This window comes from Gammaproteobacteria bacterium, assembly GCA_015709615.1.
Lineage (GTDB): Bacteria > Pseudomonadota > Gammaproteobacteria > Burkholderiales > Nitrosomonadaceae > Nitrosomonas.
Genome location: CP054179.1, coordinates 773811 through 791490, shown reverse-complemented (window position 1 = coordinate 791490; position 17680 = coordinate 773811). Strand labels below are relative to the sequence as shown.

Genomic DNA, 17680 nt, shown 5'->3' with positions numbered 1-17680 from the left:
TTCCGCGAAAACCGATTGCTGTGAATGATTCCGGAGCGATTGGCGTGCAACTGTAAGGCGCCGGCTTTTCGGGTTGAGTACCGGGAGAGTGAATCAGCCATACGATCAATCGGAATAAACCAACACCAAATGAGAACAGGGAGTTTGCATGCGTTTACCACCGTTAGTTAATCCCGTGGAAGAATTGAGTAAAGATGAAATCTCACGCTACAGCCGTCATTTACTGATACCTGAAGTCGGTTTGGAAGGTCAACGCCGGCTCAAAAGCAGCAAAGTTCTGGTGATCGGCGCCGGCGGTTTGGGGTCTCCGGTGCTGCTGTATCTAGCTGCGGCCGGCGTCGGCACGCTGGGCATCATCGATTTCGATGTGGTCGACGAATCCAATCTGCAGCGCCAAATCATTCATGGCCAATCCGATATCGGCAGGCCAAAACCGGAAAGCGCGCGCGATGCGATCAATGAACTGAATCCGTACATCAAAGTCCGCCTGCATCGCGAACGGCTTGAAGTTGCCAATGCGCCCGGCATTATTTCGACGTACGACTTAATTGTCGACGGCACCGACAATTTCGCGACGCGCTATCTGGTCAACGATGCCTGCGTGCTGGCGGGAAAACCTTACGTATGGGGCTCCATTTTCCGCTTCGAAGGGCAGGTTTCCGTGTTCTGGGAAAATGCACCCGGCGGCAAGGGGCTGAATTACCGCGATTTGTATCCCGAACCGCCGCCGGCGGAAATGGCACCGTCATGCGCCGAAGGCGGCGTGCTGGGAATTCTGTGCGCATCCATCGGCGCGATGATGGCGACCGAGGCGATCAAACTCATCACCGGCATCGGCGAAACCATGCTCGGGCGGCTGGCCGTTTACGATGCGCTGGATATGAGCTACCGCTTCATTCCTCTGCGCCGCGCGCCAAGCAGGACTTTGATCAACGGATTGATCGATTATCAACAATTTTGCAGTCCGAATCGCCCGGCAGCCGCGCCTGCAAATGCGGTACCGGTGATCAGCGCGCGCGAACTGAAGGAAATCAAAGAAAACGGCGCGGATGTGCAGCTTATCGATGTGCGCGGCATCGAAGAGTGGAACATCGTGCACATCGAGGGCGCCAAGCATATTCCGAAAAACCAAATGATGTCGGAAGAAGTTCTGGCAGCAATGAACAAAGAGGATTTCATTGTGCTGCATTGCAAAATGGGGATGCGCTCGCGCGATGTGTTGATTGAGATGCAAAAACACGGCTTCACCAACGTCAAAAGCCTGGACGGCGGGATTCTCGCGTGGATCAAGGAAGTCGATCAATCGCTGCCGACTTACTAGGTTCCGGACCAGTAATGACTGGTAACAATCGATAGATTTTAAATTTTCAGGAGACAGGAATTATGCTGACAATCCATTCCAAGCTGGTTAGTGCCATGATCACGCAAGCACTCAATGATCACCCCATTGAAACCTGCGGCATTATTGCGGGCCCTGCGGGATCCAATTTGCCGTTGCGTTTGATTCCGATGCGCAATGCCGCGCAAGAGGAGAATTTTTTTATGTTCGATCCGCAGCAGCAGCTGCAAGTCTGGAAAGAGATGAGCGCGCGGCGCGAAGAACCGGTCGTCATTTATCACTCGCATACCAACAGCCAAGCATACCCAAGCCGCAGCGACGTTGAACTGGCCACCGAACCGCAAGCGCATTACGTCATTATTCCGACCTACCACTTGTACAACGAAGAAATCCGCAGCTTCCGCATCGTCGATCAGATGGTTATTGAGGAAAGGGTGCGAATCGTCCAGCAATATCAACCCGAACTCGAATTGCAAATGGTGGCTTGACGCTTGGTTGTTTTTAGAAAGCCCCTCTGATTTTTTACCGCAACCATAATTTTCCAGGAAGGTTCAGCTCGTATGCCTATTACAGTCGTTATCCCAACCATATTAAGACCGCTCACGAATCAGCAGAAACACATCAGCCTGGAGGGCAGCCAAGTTTCCGAGATCATCGATCATATGGAACAGCAATATCCGGGGATCAAGGAAAAACTCGTGACTGGCGGCAACGCTCACCGTTTCATCAACATTTATGTCAACGACAACGACATCCGCTTTCAGGATGGCTTGGCAACCAGCTTGCGCGACGGCGATGTTTTGACGATTCTGCCAGCGGTCGCGGGAGGTTAAACGGATTGGACTTCACCTGTACCTACGCGAACGATAATCATGAATAACGCATTGCGCGATTGCACCATCGCGGGACCGTTCGAGAATGCCGCCGCGCCTTTCGCCGCAACGGCATTCTCGCTGTTTTACCAAGCCAGCGCATTAGGGTTGAAGGTTACGGATAGCGGTGATCAAATTGCCGGTGAGGGGCTTTCCTTCGCCTTCAAGACACCGCATAGCAAGCCGGTTAATTGTGTAATAACCGGCTGGAGCGATTGCATGCAACCGGATGCGGTATCTGAAAACATCATCCAAGCGGCTTGCGGTTTGATGTCGGTGCACGGGCGCTCGGGCGGAACAATCCAATCGCTCGGACTGCACTATGTTTCAACTGTTACAGCGGCGCTGGCATTGCAGGGCGGTATCGCCGCAACCCTCGGCCAGTTGCGCGGCCTGGCGCTATCGGATAGCCATATTTCCATGGCGGCAGCGGCTTTGCTCAGTACCTCACAATATATTGCAGACGCGACAGTCGCCGCCGCATCGGAAAATTTACCGCCGGTTGCGGGTTATTTCACAGCACCGCCGTTCGTGTCCGCCGATGGTGTGGTATTTGAACTCGAAACACTGAACGCGGATCCGTGGTTAAGGTTCTGGATGCAACTGGGTATCGGCGCCGCCTTGGCGGGCAAGGGCTGGACGGCATTCTTGCTGCGTTACGCCAAGGCCGTGGCGCCTATTCCGGCCGAGCTCGTCAGCGCGCTTGCTAAATTAACTTATCTGGAGATTACAGAATTATGCGCCGACACCGGCATGTCGATATGTCGCGTGCGTATGCTGGCGGAACGGGTGGATGACGAACATTTCAAATCCGAGTGGTTGAAAGGTCCGTGGACATTCGATTTCGCCACGCCTCACCCGGCTAGGCCGTTAAAACCGGCCAGCGATTCACTGCCGTTGAGCGGACTCACCGTGATCGAATCCTGCCGCCGCATTCAAGGCCCGCTAGCCGGGCATTTGCTGGCGTTACTGGGGGCTGACGTTATTCGTATCGAACCGCCGGGCGGCGATCCGCTGCGCGGCATGCCGCCGGTATCGGAAGGTTGCTCGGTGCGATTCGACGCGCTCAACCGGCTTAAAATTATCCGCGAAATCGATATCAAATCTCCCGGCGGACAAGAAGAAATCACCGAATTGGCAAGGCATGCCGATGTGTTTCTGCACAATTGGGCGCCCAACAAAGCGGCGCAGCTGAATCTGAATTATGACGACTTGATCCGTGTGAACCCGGCGCTGGTGTATGCCTACGCAGCCGGTTGGTCGGCATATGACGGAGGCGCGTACGCACAATCACCCGCGATGCCGGGAACGGATTTTATGGTGCAAGCCTATTCCGGTGTTGCGCAAAAAATTTCCCGGGCTTGCGGCACGCGCGGCGGAACGTTGTTTACCGTCCTGGATGTGCTGGGCGGCATCATCGCAGCGCAGGGCATTACCGCCGCTTTGCTCAATCGTCAGTTGAACTGCGCCGGAGCGCGAGTGACTTCGTCGTTATTGAGCGCGGCGACATTGCTATGCAGCGATGATTTTCAAAACCGACATCGGTTCTTCGAAGCTACGGTGCCTGCCAAAAGCCTGCTGAATCAAGTTTTCGAGACGGGACAAGGAAAAATTGCGATTGAATGCTGCGACAACGATACCCTGCAACGCCTGGTGCAGACATTGGGCCTGCCCGCTGACAGCCGCCATAAATATTTGCAGCAGCTGGGCGGACTCTTGCTGAGCAAGACGGCAACCGAATGGGTGGCGATTTTGCAGCAAGCCGCTGTTCCGGCAGCAGTGGTTGCCGAGAAACTAAACATCCTGCAACGCGATTCCCGCCTGAAGCCGCATTTGCAACCGGGATCGTATACCAAAGTTACTTCGCCCTGGAGCTTTCAATGAATCAAGCCGGCATTATCGATTTGGTACCTGCTGAGGTGCGCGCGCAATGGATACGGAACGGAGCCTATCCAAACAAATCCTTGTTCACCCTGTTTTGTGAGCAAGCCCGGAAAAATCCGGACAAAGCGGCAGTCGTTTCGCTCGATCACACGATAACGTATGGTGAATTGCAGCACAAAATCGCCTGTCTGGCTGCCAGCTTGCGGGATTTGGGCGTTGTCGCCGGGGACGTTATCGCCTATCAATTGACCAATAGCTGGTATCACTGCGCGATCGATTTGGCCGCAGCGGCCCTGGGCGCGGTCGTTGCGCCTTTCCCTCCCGGCCGCGGCCGCCTGGATATTCAATCGTTACTGCGCCGCTGCGATGCGCGCGTCATCATGGTCGAACCTAAATTCGTGCAACAGGATTTGTGCGAGTTGATCGAGTCGCTCAGGCCTTCGTTATTGTCGCTGCGGATTCTGGTGGTCGACGGCGAAGCACGCGCAGGCTGGCACACGCTGGATGCTTTGTGGCGATCCCGGCCGGTTGCCTTGGACCGGCTGCCGGCGGTCGATCCCGATTCACCGGTACGGTTTCTGATTTCCTCGGGCACCGAATCTGATCCCAAATGGATTGCGTATTCCCACAATGCCTTGGCAGGCGGGCGCGGACGCTTTTTGCAGCGTATCCATGCGCCGGGTAGAGACTTTCGCGGGCTTTACCTGATGCCGCTGGGAACGGCTTTCGGATCGACCGCGACATTCGGTGTTCTGTCCTGGCTGGGGGGAACCGTGCTGATGCTGCCGCAATTCGATGTCGCCGCCGCTATCCGTGCGATGGCACAACTCAAACCGACGCATATTTTCGGCGTGCCGACCATGTTTCAGCGCATCGCGGCGGATCCGGCGTTAATCGCTACCGATACTTCCAGCTTGATTGCCATCGTCAGCGGCGGAGCGAAAATCGATGAAGCATCGATCCGCCGTTGCACCGAAACGTTCCGGTGCGGTTTTATCAGCTTGTACGGCTCGGCGGACGGGGTGAATTGCCACACCATGCTGGACGACAGCGTGGAGACGATTCTGCGCAAAACAGGCCGGCCCAATCCCGATGTCTGTTCGATCAGAATCGTCGACGATCAGAAACGCGAAGTCGCGCAAGGCCGTATCGGAGAAATCGCTGCGCGCGGACCGATCACGCCGATGCAGTACGTCAATAACCCCGAGCTGGATGCGTTGTACCGCGACGCGGACGGCTGGGTATACACCGGCGACCTTGGATTTATCGATGATCAAGGCTATCTGGTGCTGACCGGACGGAAAAAGGAAATCATCATCCGCGGTGGCGTCAACATCAGTCCGGCGCAGATCGAGGAAATCGCCGCATCGCATCCGGCGGTGGTCAGCGCGGCTTGCATACCGGTCGCGGATGAAGATTTAGGACATCGCATTTGCCTGTGCCTGGTTATGCACCAAGGCGCCGAACGGCCGTCGTTAGCGCAATTTACCCGTTTCTTGCTTGATCAAGGACTGGAAAAAAACAAATTGCCCGAGTATTTGCGTTATTTAAGGCAACTGCCGCTCAGTCCTGCGGGAAAAGTCGATAAAAAACGCCTGATCACCGAGCTGGAAAATACGCAGTTCAAGAGCAATGCCGCTGTGATCAGCAAGGCGGATTTTTCGCAGAGGGCGCACTGATGTTACCGGCGTTCAGCACAACAACCCATACGGAAACAGCCAAGCGATTGGCGCGTGAAGTCAACACCTTTGTCGATGCGGAGATCATCCCGAACGAGCTGTTGCTGGCGCAGCAAGGGGAGCAATCGCTGCGGCTGCAATCCGGTTTGGCGCATAAAGCCCGTCAGGCCGGCTTGTGCGGTTTGTTTTATCCGTTATCGCACGGCGGTAAAATCGCCTCGCTGGAAGATTATTTGCTGGTGGCCGAACAGGAAGGACGGACCGAGTTTTCACAAGCCATTTTTGCCAGCCACACCGCGCTTGACGCGCACATGCTGTTGAAGTTCGGCAACGAAGCGATCCATGAACAATTTCTGCAACCGCTGGTGAGCGGGGATGCGCTGCCCTGTTACGGCATGACCGAGCCCGGTCATAGCGGTTCGATCCCGAGCCTGATCACCACCACGGCGTATTTGTCCAACGGCCACTGGCATATCGACGGCAGGAAATGGTTTATTTCCAATGCCAACCGCGCCACTTTCATGACCGTTCTGGCGCGCACGGCCGGTAAAGAAACCGCGCTTAATCAGGCGCTGTCGATGATCATCGTGCCGACCGGTACACCGGGTTTTAAGATCGAGCGTCAACTCACGATGATGGGGCACTCGTACGGTCAAGGGGAAGTTTCCTTGACCGCGGTGCAAGTACCCGAACATTATCTGATCGGCACGTGTGGCGGCGGGCTGGATTTGATGAATAAACGGCTCGGCCTAGGCCGGTTGTTGCGCGCCATGAACTGGATAGGTCTGGCGCAGCGCTGCATGGATTTAATGGGCGCGCGCATTCATTCCAGCCGCGGAAAATTCAGCCGCCTGGCGGAGAAACAACTGGTGCGCCAGCATATCTTTAATACCTATCAGGCCATTGCCGGTGCGCGCGAACTGATTCGCATCGCAGCGCGCGGCGTAGACGCGCAAAATCCCGACGAAATCGCGATTAATGTCGCCAAAATGGCCGCTTCGCATGCGCTGTGCATCGCTTCCGATTGCGCGATGCAGCTTTATGGCGCCGAAGGTCTCAGTGACCTGACGCCACTTTATGGCATTAATCGTATCGCGCGCACTTCACGCATTCTGGACGGCAATGACGAATCGTTGATCAGTTCGGTCGGGCGGCGTCTGATCAGTCATTATCAGCACCACGCGGTGTACTCGTTCGATTGATGATTTCCTGTCCCAATGCACTTAGCGCAATGAAAAACATTCCGCGGGATTTCTCTCATGTCAGTTGATTCCAGCCGGTTACCGCGCGCGATGATGACCAACGGCTTGTTGCAAGTGGTTCTGATTTTCGCCATGACATTGCCGATGCTCATTTTGTATGCCACCAGCACACTGGGGCCGTTGCTGAGTGAGGATTTGCATTTCGAACCGACCGCCATCGGTTATCTGGTCATGAGTTCGTTCGGCTTGGCGGCTGTTTTATCGCTGTGGGCGGGCGCGATCGTCGATTACGTCGGTGCGCGCAACGCCTTATTGGTGCTGTTTGGCGCGATTGCAGCGGCCTTTACGCTGATTGCGGCGGCGCAAGTATTTTGGAGTCTGATTGCAGCCACCGCGATTTGCGGTATCGCGCAAGCATTGGCGAATCCGGCAACTAATTTACTGATTGCGCAACAAATCCGGCCTGAGCAGAGGGCCAGGGTAGTGGGATTGAAGCAATCCGGCGTGCAGTTGGCCGCGTTGTTTGCCGGATTGGTATTACCGGCTGTCGCATTCCAATACGGTTGGCGTACCGCATTCGGTGTTATTGCGCCGGCCGCGATGGTATTCGGTCTTGCGGCGCTGTTCGTCACCCCCGGGCAACATGTCAGAAGCAACAAACAACTTACTTACGCGCGCCCGAATGCATTGCTGTCGTGGTTGATGGCGGTGCAATTCAGCGTCGGCTTGGCGCTTTCCGCGTTTGTCACATTTTTGCCAACTTTTGCCACGCAGCAAGACATGCCGCTGGCGCAGGCGGATATGCTCATCGCTTTGTTCGGCATTACCGGGATGTTGTCCCGAATCGTCCTGACGCCGCTGGGTGCGAAACTCAGCGATGAATCGTATTTGCTGCTTGCCCTCATTGCCGTTGCCGCTGCCGCAATCGTACTGACGATGCAAGCCGGTCCCGAGAGCCACTGGCGGCTATGGGCCGGAGTTGCCGGGATGGGATTGTCCGCGGTGGCAACCAACGCCATTGCGATGAGCATGTTGATCAGGGATTCCGCTTTCGGGCTGGTGACGACGGCATCCAGCTATGTTTCGTTTGCTTTCTTTTCCGGTTTTGCGCTCGGTCCGCCGCTCTTCGGTTTGTTATCCAGTCAATCGGGCAGCTCATCGCTCGGTTGGAGCGCACTGATCGGTTTATTGTGCCTGGCTTGCGTCATGACGCTGCGGCTGGCGTCGGCACGTAAGCGCCGTGCGCAAGCATCGATCTAGAAACAAAGGTGAGGCTCAATTACCGGTTATTGCGTAAGAAATTCCAAGACATGCTGAACAAACAAATCAGGCGCGGTTCTCATCGCGCTGTGCTGCTGACCGGGAAGAATGCCGATCCGGTTATCGGGCAGACTCTGCTGCAATTTCTCCGCGGTTGCATAGCGGCGCGGGTGGCTATTGCCGCCGACCATCAGCAACACCGGGTTTTGCAACGCTTGAAAGCGCTGCGCGGCGAAAGCGTACCGGTCGATGCTTTGCAGCTCGCGCAAGATGGTGTGCGCGGCGGCGAGCCGGATGGGCCAGCTCGATCCGGTCCGCAATGCGGCCAGCTCATGATCCGGTGTTTTCAGCAGATCGCGAAAAAACAGCAGCAGGGATTCCTCGCGATCGCCTTGGTCGAGCAGAGTTTGCAGGCGTGTTTCCAGTTCCGCCGACCAGCCGCTGCCGGCGAGCGAAATCGAGGGTTCGTACAAAATGAGTTTATTGATGTTGGTAGTCAGAAGCGAAGCTTCCAACGCACAAAGGCCGCCAAACGAATGACCGAGAAGATGGACGTTGCTGCCGAGGGCATTCACTACCGCGGCGATATCCTCGCTTTCCCGTTCCAGCGCGTAGCGGGCGGTATCGCCGCTATGGCCGCGGCCGCGCCGGTCCATGGTCCACACGGTGAAGTGCTGTTGCAGTCCGGCAAGCACCGGTGTCCAGGTGGAGTGGTCGCCGCTCGTGCCGTGCACTAGCAACAGCGGCGTTCCACTACCGTGCCGCCAGCATGCGATCGGCGCGCCGTCGCGGGAAGTAATGAATTCCATGTGTATTGAATTTTGAAATTAAAAAGTAGTGTAGAGAATAATTTAAGCGGGACTATGTTATTAAAGCAAGCGATTTTCCAGCAGCAGTCAAACTGCGCATTGTTTACAGCTGCGCTATGGCAGCGTCATGATTCGTGCGGTGCAATGGCGCGCATTATGGCAGCCGGCCTGAAGGTTTTGTTTTTTTATTGCATCGTGGCGGCATTGTTATCCGCGGATAGCCTCTTTGCGGCCAGCGCGGAGAAACCGCTCGGTCAGATCAATCAATACTTGCGCATCAATGGCGAATTTCTGAGCAGTTATGAATCCTGGAATTATTTCCGCCCGGAATCTGCAGTTAACAATACCTACGATTTGTGGATATTGCGCTCGCGGCTCGGTTTAATGCTTTCCAGCGCTTTTGCGGACGGTTTTGCGCAAGCGCAATACAGCGGTTTGTATGGACTCCCCGATGACGCGGTTTCATCTTCGAACGGCGCGTTAGGACTTGGTGCGGCATATTTTCTGGCGAATCAAACCACCGACGCGAGCAACATTTTTCTGAAACAGGGCTACATTAATTTCAAGTTCGGCGCATGGGGGTTGCCGGGGGCTTCGATAAAAACCGGCCGTTTCGAGCTGATCGAAGGCATGGAATACAGCTCGGGTGTGGAGAAATTCGATGCGATCAAAAGAAGGCGTATCGCCGAGCGGCTCGTCGGCGGGTTTAACGCCATTTATGTCGGGCGCAGCTTCGATGGTTTCTCGGCGGGCTATGATCAGCCTGGCTACAACCTGACCGTCAGCGGCGTTCGCCCGACGCAGGGTAATCTCACCGTGCAAGGGCAAAAAGAAATCGGCGACATCAATATGTTGTACGCCGCGTTGACCAGTAAAAAAGACAGCGTGCTGCCCGGCACCGAGGGTCGTTTGTTTTATTTGTATTACGACGATCAGCGCGATGCGCGGGTGATCGACAACCGCCCGTTATCCGCCCGGCCGCTGTTGAATGATGAGAAACTCAGCATTCATACCATCGGCGCGCATGTGTTGTCGTTGCAACAATTCGAATCCGGCAGTCTCGATGCCTTATTGATGGGTGCGTATCAGTTCGGCGATTGGACCAATCTAACGCACCAAGCCTGGTCTATTGGTGCGGAAGCCGGCTATCAGTGGCACAAGCTGCCGCTCAAACCGTGGTTGCGCGCTGTGTATTACCGCAGCTCGGGCGACGATAATGCGCGCGACGGCCGCCATCAGACATTTTTCTCGGCGGTGCCGAGCGGGCGTTTGTACGCCAAGTTTCCATTCTTCAATCAGATGAACATTCAGGATATGTTTCTTGAAATCATCGTATCGCCCGCAGCCAAGACACAAGTCAACATTAATCTGCATCAGTTATCGCTGGCCAATGCCAACGATCTGCTCTACGGCGGGCTTGGCGCGGCGTTGAAATCGGGCGCCTTCGGTTATTCGGGAAATTCCGCTCACGGTCATGGCGATATCGGTCAATTGGTCGATATCGCCTTCACGCATCACTACAGCAAACACTTGACCTGGCGGCTTTATTTCGGCCATGCCTTCGGCGGTAGCGCGATGAAAAGCATTTTTCCGGGCAAAAGCGACGCCAGCAGTTTTTTGATCGATTTTAATCTGGTTTTTTGAGAGAGATAGATATGTCCCTAACGCTAACCGCTGATGATCAGCTATTAAGTACCAGCGAAATGATCGGTGCGCTGGAATCGATGTTCCGCCGCATGGAAATGATCGATAATTTTTGCGCGCATGATTTTCCACTTTATTCTTTAAGGGATACCAATACCTGGATGATTTCCTCCGGCGGCTCCTGGACAGGGGGATTCTGGGGAGCGTGCTGGTGGTTGCGGGCAAAAATGACCGAATCGGCCGACGATCAACGCAAAGCGGCCGCGATCTGCCGGCGGCTGGCGGCAAAAATTCCTGCCGATTCCGGCTACCGCAGTTTGATTTTCTGGTATGGCGCAGCCTTAGGGGACATCTGGTTTCATGACACGCAAGCGCATGCACTGGCACAGGAATCGATTGCCGCGCTGGCGTGTAGTTTTAACCCCAAGTTGAACTGTATCCCGCTCGGTACGGCAATGGGCGGTCTTGCCAAAGGCGATCAATCGGTTTCTGTCGATAATTTTGCCGCTTTGATCCAATTACTGTGCAGTAGCGAACAGAATCTTCATCACTACATCGCGCAGCATCACGCGGAAACGACATTGACCGCATGCCGCCGCAGCAACGGCGCATTTCATGCGAGCGCGTATTTCGATGAGCGTGGATTTTTACCGGAAGATCAAGCCGGCATATGGTCACGCGGCCAGGCTTGGGCAATGCTGGGACTAAGTCGGGCAGCGCTGCGCTGGGGAGAACCTTATTTAAGTCATGCGAAAGCCGCGTGCGAGTACTGGCAAAGCTCCCGTCCGGATTATTTGCCGCTCAACCGCTTGGATCAGTTGGAACAGCTCGAAGATCCGTCGGCGGCGGTGATTGCATCGCTGGCGATGCTGTCTCTGGCGCGTTTGCTGCCCGATGAAAATGAATGGCGCATGCATGCGCACCGCCAGATTAGCGCGGTCATCCGCAGCTGCTATTTCACCGGATTCATGACAGATTCGGATCATAAAAACGGATCCGCCAGCGTGTTTTGGGGGTGCTGCTATAAAACCGGACAAAACCGGGAAGAATTGGTCGAGTCGGTATGGGGTAATTTCTTTTTGATGGCTGCGCTTGCCGCGCTGACTGGTTTTGTCGATCCCCTTCATTGTTAACCGGAATACTATCGAATTATTAAGGAAAGTAAATGTGGTCACGAATCTCTGCCGGTAAATATTTTGATTGCTTACATTACACGCGTTATCTTTTTGCTGTAGTGCTGATGTTTTTTCTTTCCCTTGTACACGCGCTGGCGCAAGAACCGGTTTCTTCAGCGTTACTGCTGCATGCCGCGCGAGTTTTCGACGGGAATGAGATGCGCAACGGACTGTCGGTGCTGGTAAAAAACGGGCGGATTGCTGAGATTAAGCCGCGTGCGTCCTTTAAGGCTGATGATGAAATGAAAATTATCGATCTGGGCGATGCCACGTTGTTGCCGGGTTTTATCGAGTTGCATGCGCATTTGTCTTATCAGAAAGTGCCGGCGGATACTGTCTTGAAGCACGGGATTACCACCATCCGCGATTTGGGCGGACCGGTGCATCAGCCCTATGGCGGAGAAGGCGGTTTGCGCGTGCTGACTTCAGGCCCGATTATTACCGCGCCGCACGGTTATCCGATTGTTAATCTGGGTGCCGAGAATATTGCAATCGCTGTTACCGGTGAGGAAGAAGCGCGCGCGGCTGTGCGCCGTCTGATCGATCAAGGCGCAGTTGTTATCAAGATCGCACTCGAACCCGGCGGCGAAACAGGGGCGCCTTGGTCGTCGCACCATGGTCATGCGCACCACGGTTCGGCGCACGCCGATCCACACCCTGCTCATACAGCTTCCCATTCACCGGCGGCATGGCCGATGTTGCCGGAAGCTACCGTTAAAGCCATCGTCGATGAAGCGCACCGGCATCGGCGCAAGGTATCCGCGCATGTGGCCGAGACGGCCGGTGTGCGTATTGCATTGAACGCCGGAGTCGACGAATGGGCGCATATGCCGTGCGACTTGATTCCCGAATCGTTGTTGAAACAGGCTAAAGCGCAGAATATAACCATCGTCGGCACACTCGATACATTGTCGAAATGCGCCGGGATTGCGCGCAATGCCGCTATCTGGGCGGAACTTGGCGGCGAACTGTTATACGGCGCGGAAATTGCCCATCCCGACATACCCTGGGGGATCGATGCTCAGGAGCTGATGCATCTGATGCACATGGCGAAAATGAAACTGCCGGATGCTTTGCGCGCTGCGACAGCAAAAGCCGGTCAGCATTTGGGGTTGCCGCTGCTCGGCACAATCCAGCCCGGTGCGCCAGCCGATTTGATCGCCATACAAGGCAACCCGGCACAGCACTTGAAACGTTTGGAGTATCCCGGTCTCGTGATTTCCGGCGGCCGGATTATCGTCAACCATTTTATTTTTCCAGATTAGTACAGTGTTTTAGCTTAACGCGTGTAAGTTTTTTACATATTCCGTTTTTTATCATCAACAGTGTTTTTTTCCGTTCTCGCGGAGGAGCCTTTTTGTCTCCAAAATTCAACATAACTCATTGTAGATGCGACAATTTACCGCATTGACCCATCACCGCGATTGATCAATACTGCCGATACGTTGGCCGACGTCGGGGGCGCGAAATTCTCGCCTATTAATAATTGAATACTTAATACTCATAGGGTCGTTTATGAAAAAAACAGTAATAAAAAATACGCTGAAATATGCATTGTTGCTTGCCGGTATGGCATCGCTGCCGGCAATGGCGCACATCGGTTACGGCGGTCGTGATTTCGGATCTTTTGCCGGAATTGCCGGAGAATCGCAAACCCGCTCGGGTCAATCGGTTACCGGTAACTTCGGCTGGGTCGATGGTACCGATGCGGATTGGGGTGATTCCCACAGATTGCGCGCATACCGATTCCATCTGGACAATGATGCCGACGTGAAAATTTCATTCCATGATCAAGTTTTTGGTACCGCGCTGGGCGGCATTAATCCCGGTTTTTCACTTTACAGCGGATTAGCGCATCTAGCGCCATTCAAAGCCGATCATGATGGTGCAGCTGGTTCTATCGCCATTCGCGATGCGGTGGGTGGTGTCGGTTTGACGGAAGGTTCTTTTCGCACGTTGACCAATTGGAGTATCACCAACGACGACAATGATCCAGCCAGTGTCTTCACGTATATCGGTTCTGCTTACGACGGCAGCGTCGACTACGGTAGCGGTGTCATTCCCGGCGGTGATGGTTTGGCGGATCACCAGGTTGCCAAAGTCTTTCATTTAACCGCAGGCGACTACTCGATATTTGTCGGCGGCACCGATTACGCCAGTCAGAGCGTGCTGCCATTACCTTTGTACGGTGTGGAAGGCATGGTGTCAGTGGTGCCGGAGCCGGAGACTTATGCCATGTTGCTGGCAGGTTTAGGGCTACTGGGCGCTAGCACAATGCGCCGTCGCGGCCGTCATTTGTAAGCAGCCGGTTTTATAGCCAGCTTGCTCCCGGCTATTCGTACCGCACAGCCTTGTATCATGCCAATTCTACCTCCTGGCCTGATACAAGGCTGTTGTGTGTTCTGAATCAACTTCATCCATTCCAAAAAAATGATAAATATAAATTCCAGTTTTAACAGTAAGAGCTTAATTGCGCTGATTCTTTGCCAAATCGTCAGTTTCAACGCATTCAGTCATGACGGAGAAGATCACGGCGGCCCGGAGACGCTGGTGCCCGGTCTGCCGGAATGCCAAATACTGGCGGCCGCCCGGCTGTTCGATGGCATCAATTTTCCGCAAGACAATATGGCGGTACTGATCGAAGGCGATAAAATCAAGCAAGTGGGCGCTTTGACCGAACTCAGCGGATCGTGCGCCAATCAGATCAATTTGGGCGATGCGACCATTTTGCCCGGATTTATTGAGTCGCATGCGCACATTAACTTTCAGAGTGTTAGCAAAAATGCCGTGCTGGAACACGGTATAACGACCGTGCAAGATACCGGTGGTGTATTGCAGGCTCAGGAAGGCGGTCAAGGGACGCTGCGGTTGATGACCGTTGGTCCCATTATCCAAGCAGTCGGGGGTTATCCGCTGAATGTATTTGGCGGGGGCGATGGCGGTTATGACAAAATCGGCATTCAGGTCGCTTCAACAACTGAGGCTGAGAAGGTTGTCACCGATCTGGTTGCCGGCGGAGCAACTGCAATCAAAATGGCGCTGGAGCCGGGCGGCGAAACCGGCGCACCTTGGATGCAACCGCACGATGGCCTGGTACCGGTTACTCCCTGGCCGATGTTGTCGCAAGACATAGCCAATGCCATTGTGGCCAAGGCGCATGCTTTGGGTAAGCGTGTGCTGGTACATGCGGGTGAGAATACCGGTTTTGAACGAGCGCTGAATGCCGGCATCGATGAATTCGCGCATATTCCTTGCAGCGAAATTAGTGAAGAGTTATTACAACGCGCCGTGGATCAAGGCATTACTTTTGTGACCACCATCGATACGCTGGCATCTTGTGTGAATACTGCTACCGGCAAAGGTATTCACTCCAATACCATGAGCTTGGCAAGTAAGGGAGCGAAATTTATTTATGGTTCCGAAATCGGCCATGACAATGTGCCTTGGGGAATTAACGGCGAAGAGTTACATATGATATTGCATCTGACCAGCGGGGAATCGATCGATTTTAGCGATGTGGTCAATGTCATCAAAGCCGCGACATCAAAAGCGGGCGAACATCTGGGCTTGGCGCCATTGGGCACGCTGATGCCGGGCGCTCCGGCCGATGTGATTGCAGTCAAAGGTAATCCATTCCAGAAATTCAAGCTTCTGGAATATCCGCAATTGGTCATTTCCGGCGGACGCACGATCGTCAATAAATTTATCAATCAATCATCAGCCGCCAGTATTGATTGTTTTCTTACTTGGGCGGAAGGGAAGTATCCCGAGTTGTTGTCGCCGGCAGGTGCTGCAACTGTAGTTTCCGGTCTTTACAGCTATCGCTATTATTCGAAAAACCAAATTTATGTGGGTGTTGCCGCAACGGATAATCATGTTTATTTCATGAAGCAAGCCGATGGATTATTGCAGGATGAAGGTCCGTTGGCGAATTGGTTACCGGTTTCTGGGTGTCAATAAACTATGATATTTACCGGGCGCTAAGAAAGTTCTGAAGCATATTGCGCCTGGCCGTCGTTCGTTACCTGCTCCCTTATAAATCTGGATCTCAAAACAAAAACGGCAACCCGAAGGTTGCCGTTTTTGTTTGTTCTTTATGCTAAGAAAACTTAGAAGCGGAAATTATATTGAACATAGAAAAGATCGGCATTGATTCCCGGTCTTTGTTTTTGCAGAAATTCGCCGCTGAATAATTTCGAGTATCCAATCAAGACGTCTTGGTGACGATCTAAGTGGAAGTTGGCACGGAAATCCATCTCATCGCCAACGTGACTGCCGGATTGACCGGTGATGTCGCGCATGGTCGCTACGCCACCCGCGTTGTATAAGTAGTCGCGCGTATTTGCCAAATAGAACCGGTGGTACTGAGAAATAAATGTGAACCACGGCATCGGATGCAGCGTGAACTGAGCGTTGAAATCGTGAATATTTTGCCGTCCTACACGATCGATGAACCCCATGTAGTAGTGACCGAACGGAAATAATTGATTGAAGGTATTGCTTCTGCCGTCTTTAGAATTACTGTCGCCCGATGCGAAGTCATAGCGTATCCAGCCTTGCGGATTCATCGGCAGCGGCAGACGATAGCCCACCCCGGTTGCCACGGCAAAAGCGGAAACATCCTGGTTAGAGCGCTGACCGAACTGATACATACCTTCAAATTCATACAGCAAGTTATCAAAATTCCCGGCCAGGCGGCCACCGAGCGTATGCGTATCGGCGTTACCTTGCAGAATATTTCCAGCCAATAAATTTGCAGCGGAAACTGAGCGATCATTAATTAAACTTAGGAAATAGAGATCAATAATGTGCCCGGGTTTTGGTTTGTTCGTAGCCCACAAGCCGAAAAAGTTTTGCTGGGTATCCCAGTTATCAAACTTATTAACCTCGGTAATCATCGGACGAACCCAGAATGCATCCAAATCCCATTCTGCAGTACGCCAGAAAGTTTTGACACCTTGGAATGTTCTGCGCGTGTTGACCCAATCCAGCGTGGAAATCAATCTTTGCGACCCGTACATTAACTCTTGACGGCCGAAACGGATATAAACGGGGCCGTTATTTACGCTAGCCAACTTGACATCGGCAAACAAATTGAGCATGTCAGTGTGATTCTGATCTGTTACGAGTGGCGGCAAATCGGACCCTTGAATGCGTGAATCCAAGAATTCAGCGAACAACCGCACATTATCGCGATACCACAAATCGGCATGAAATCTCGTACGGAACAAGTGGAAGCTATTATCGGTACCAGCGGCATTCAAACGGCTATCCGTTTCTTTCACATAGCGATACCAGAAACTGCCACCGAACGATAATAACCAATCGTCCGCGAAACGGATTCTTTTTACCGGATCGAAAATATTTTTTTCGTGCCCCGGCGTATCCAGATAACGAAAATCGATGTCAAATGAAGGCGTCGTCAAAAGCGCAAAGGGGGCGTATGGAGCTACTGGGGGTTTTTCCCGCTTGTTATTGGTTACCAGATCCAGCAATGAATAATAGCCCGATCCGGTTGGCGGCAGCAGGAATAAACCTGGGCGCGACGCTGCGGTAACTGGCGGCACCTTGGATTTATCAAATTTGCCATCAGCAGCTTTGGGCGCTTCGGCGGTTTTAGGCGCCTCAGCAGCTTTCGGTGCAGGTGCATTCGCCGCCGCAGGAGGGTTTGCATGAACCTGCAACGCCATTCCCGTTCCCAACAAGCCGACGCAGAGTTTTACCAACCACCGCCGCCCTTTTCCCGGTTGAACGGGTTTACGCTCACTCGGGGAGAACGCTGAGAAAATGAAGGATCTCGAGTTATTCATTAATAA

At 53.7% G+C, this 17680-nt stretch carries 14 protein-coding genes; 12 read left to right on the top strand and 2 right to left on the bottom strand.

The annotated features are described in order from the left end of the window. Positions 1 to 148 precede the first annotated feature (148 nt). The 7 genes from moeB to HRU77_03800 all read left to right on the top strand — a co-directional run bounded on the left by moeB (position 149) and on the right by HRU77_03800 (position 8236). Positions 149 to 1321: a molybdopterin-synthase adenylyltransferase MoeB gene (moeB, locus tag HRU77_03830; protein QOJ19900.1), complete on the top strand. Its 1173-nt coding sequence runs from the start codon at positions 149 to 151 to the stop codon at positions 1319 to 1321. A 62-nt stretch (positions 1322 to 1383) separates the two neighbouring features. Continuing rightward, positions 1384 to 1827 carry a M67 family metallopeptidase gene (locus HRU77_03825; protein QOJ19899.1) on the top strand — a complete coding sequence of 148 codons (444 nt, stop codon included), beginning with the start codon at positions 1384 to 1386 and terminating at the stop codon, positions 1825 to 1827. 72 nt (positions 1828 to 1899) lie between these two features. After that, the gene (locus tag HRU77_03820) at positions 1900 to 2172 is read left to right on the top strand and encodes a MoaD family protein (protein ID QOJ19898.1); all 273 of its coding nucleotides are present in this window, start codon (positions 1900 to 1902) and stop codon (positions 2170 to 2172) included. A gap of 39 nt (positions 2173 to 2211) precedes the next feature. After that, positions 2212 to 4095, top strand: a complete 1884-nt coding sequence (locus tag HRU77_03815; protein QOJ19897.1) for a CoA transferase — start codon at positions 2212 to 2214, stop codon at positions 4093 to 4095. Then, complete coding sequence (locus tag HRU77_03810) at positions 4092 to 5774, top strand: acyl--CoA ligase (protein ID QOJ19896.1); 1683 nt, start codon at positions 4092 to 4094, stop codon at positions 5772 to 5774. Before HRU77_03815 ends, HRU77_03810 begins: the two co-directional genes overlap by 4 nt. Continuing rightward, entirely contained in the window at positions 5774 to 6976 is a 1203-nt protein-coding gene (locus HRU77_03805) for an acyl-CoA dehydrogenase family protein (protein QOJ19895.1), read from the top strand. The genes HRU77_03810 and HRU77_03805 overlap by 1 nt, the downstream gene beginning before the upstream one ends. A gap of 57 nt (positions 6977 to 7033) precedes the next feature. Continuing rightward, on the top strand, positions 7034 to 8236 hold the full coding sequence (locus tag HRU77_03800) for an MFS transporter (GenBank protein ID QOJ19894.1): 1203 nt from the start codon (positions 7034 to 7036) through the stop codon (positions 8234 to 8236). A 26-nt stretch (positions 8237 to 8262) separates the two neighbouring features. Here the strand turns inward: HRU77_03800 and HRU77_03795 are convergent, their stop codons facing one another. Beyond that, entirely contained in the window at positions 8263 to 9045 is a 783-nt protein-coding gene (locus HRU77_03795; protein ID QOJ19893.1) for an alpha/beta hydrolase, read from the bottom strand. 54 nt (positions 9046 to 9099) lie between these two features. Here HRU77_03795 and HRU77_03790 point away from each other — a divergent pair, with 54 nt between their 5' ends. The 5 genes from HRU77_03790 (at position 9100) to HRU77_03770 (ending at position 15824) form a co-directional block, all read left to right on the top strand. Further along, on the top strand, positions 9100 to 10689 hold the full coding sequence (locus tag HRU77_03790; GenBank protein QOJ19892.1) for an alginate export family protein: 1590 nt from the start codon (positions 9100 to 9102) through the stop codon (positions 10687 to 10689). Positions 10690 to 10700: 11 nt separating this feature from the next. Next, a complete protein-coding gene (locus HRU77_03785) occupies positions 10701 to 11822 on the top strand; it encodes a glucuronyl hydrolase (GenBank protein QOJ19891.1) in 1122 nt (373 codons plus the stop codon). A gap of 32 nt (positions 11823 to 11854) precedes the next feature. After that, complete coding sequence (locus tag HRU77_03780; protein ID QOJ19890.1) at positions 11855 to 13129, top strand: amidohydrolase family protein; 1275 nt, start codon at positions 11855 to 11857, stop codon at positions 13127 to 13129. Positions 13130 to 13379: 250 nt separating this feature from the next. Then, a complete protein-coding gene (locus HRU77_03775; protein QOJ19889.1) occupies positions 13380 to 14165 on the top strand; it encodes a PEP-CTERM sorting domain-containing protein in 786 nt (261 codons plus the stop codon). Positions 14166 to 14294: 129 nt separating this feature from the next. Then, positions 14295 to 15824 (top strand): amidohydrolase family protein, encoded by a 1530-nt coding sequence (locus HRU77_03770; protein ID QOJ19888.1) that lies wholly within the window; start codon positions 14295 to 14297, stop codon positions 15822 to 15824. Between the two features lie 149 nt (positions 15825 to 15973). On the opposite strand, the gene HRU77_03765 is transcribed toward HRU77_03770, so the two are convergent. Next, the gene (locus tag HRU77_03765) at positions 15974 to 17674 is read right to left on the bottom strand and encodes an alginate export family protein (GenBank protein ID QOJ19887.1); all 1701 of its coding nucleotides are present in this window, start codon (positions 17672 to 17674) and stop codon (positions 15974 to 15976) included. Positions 17675 to 17680: the final 6 nt, after the last annotated feature.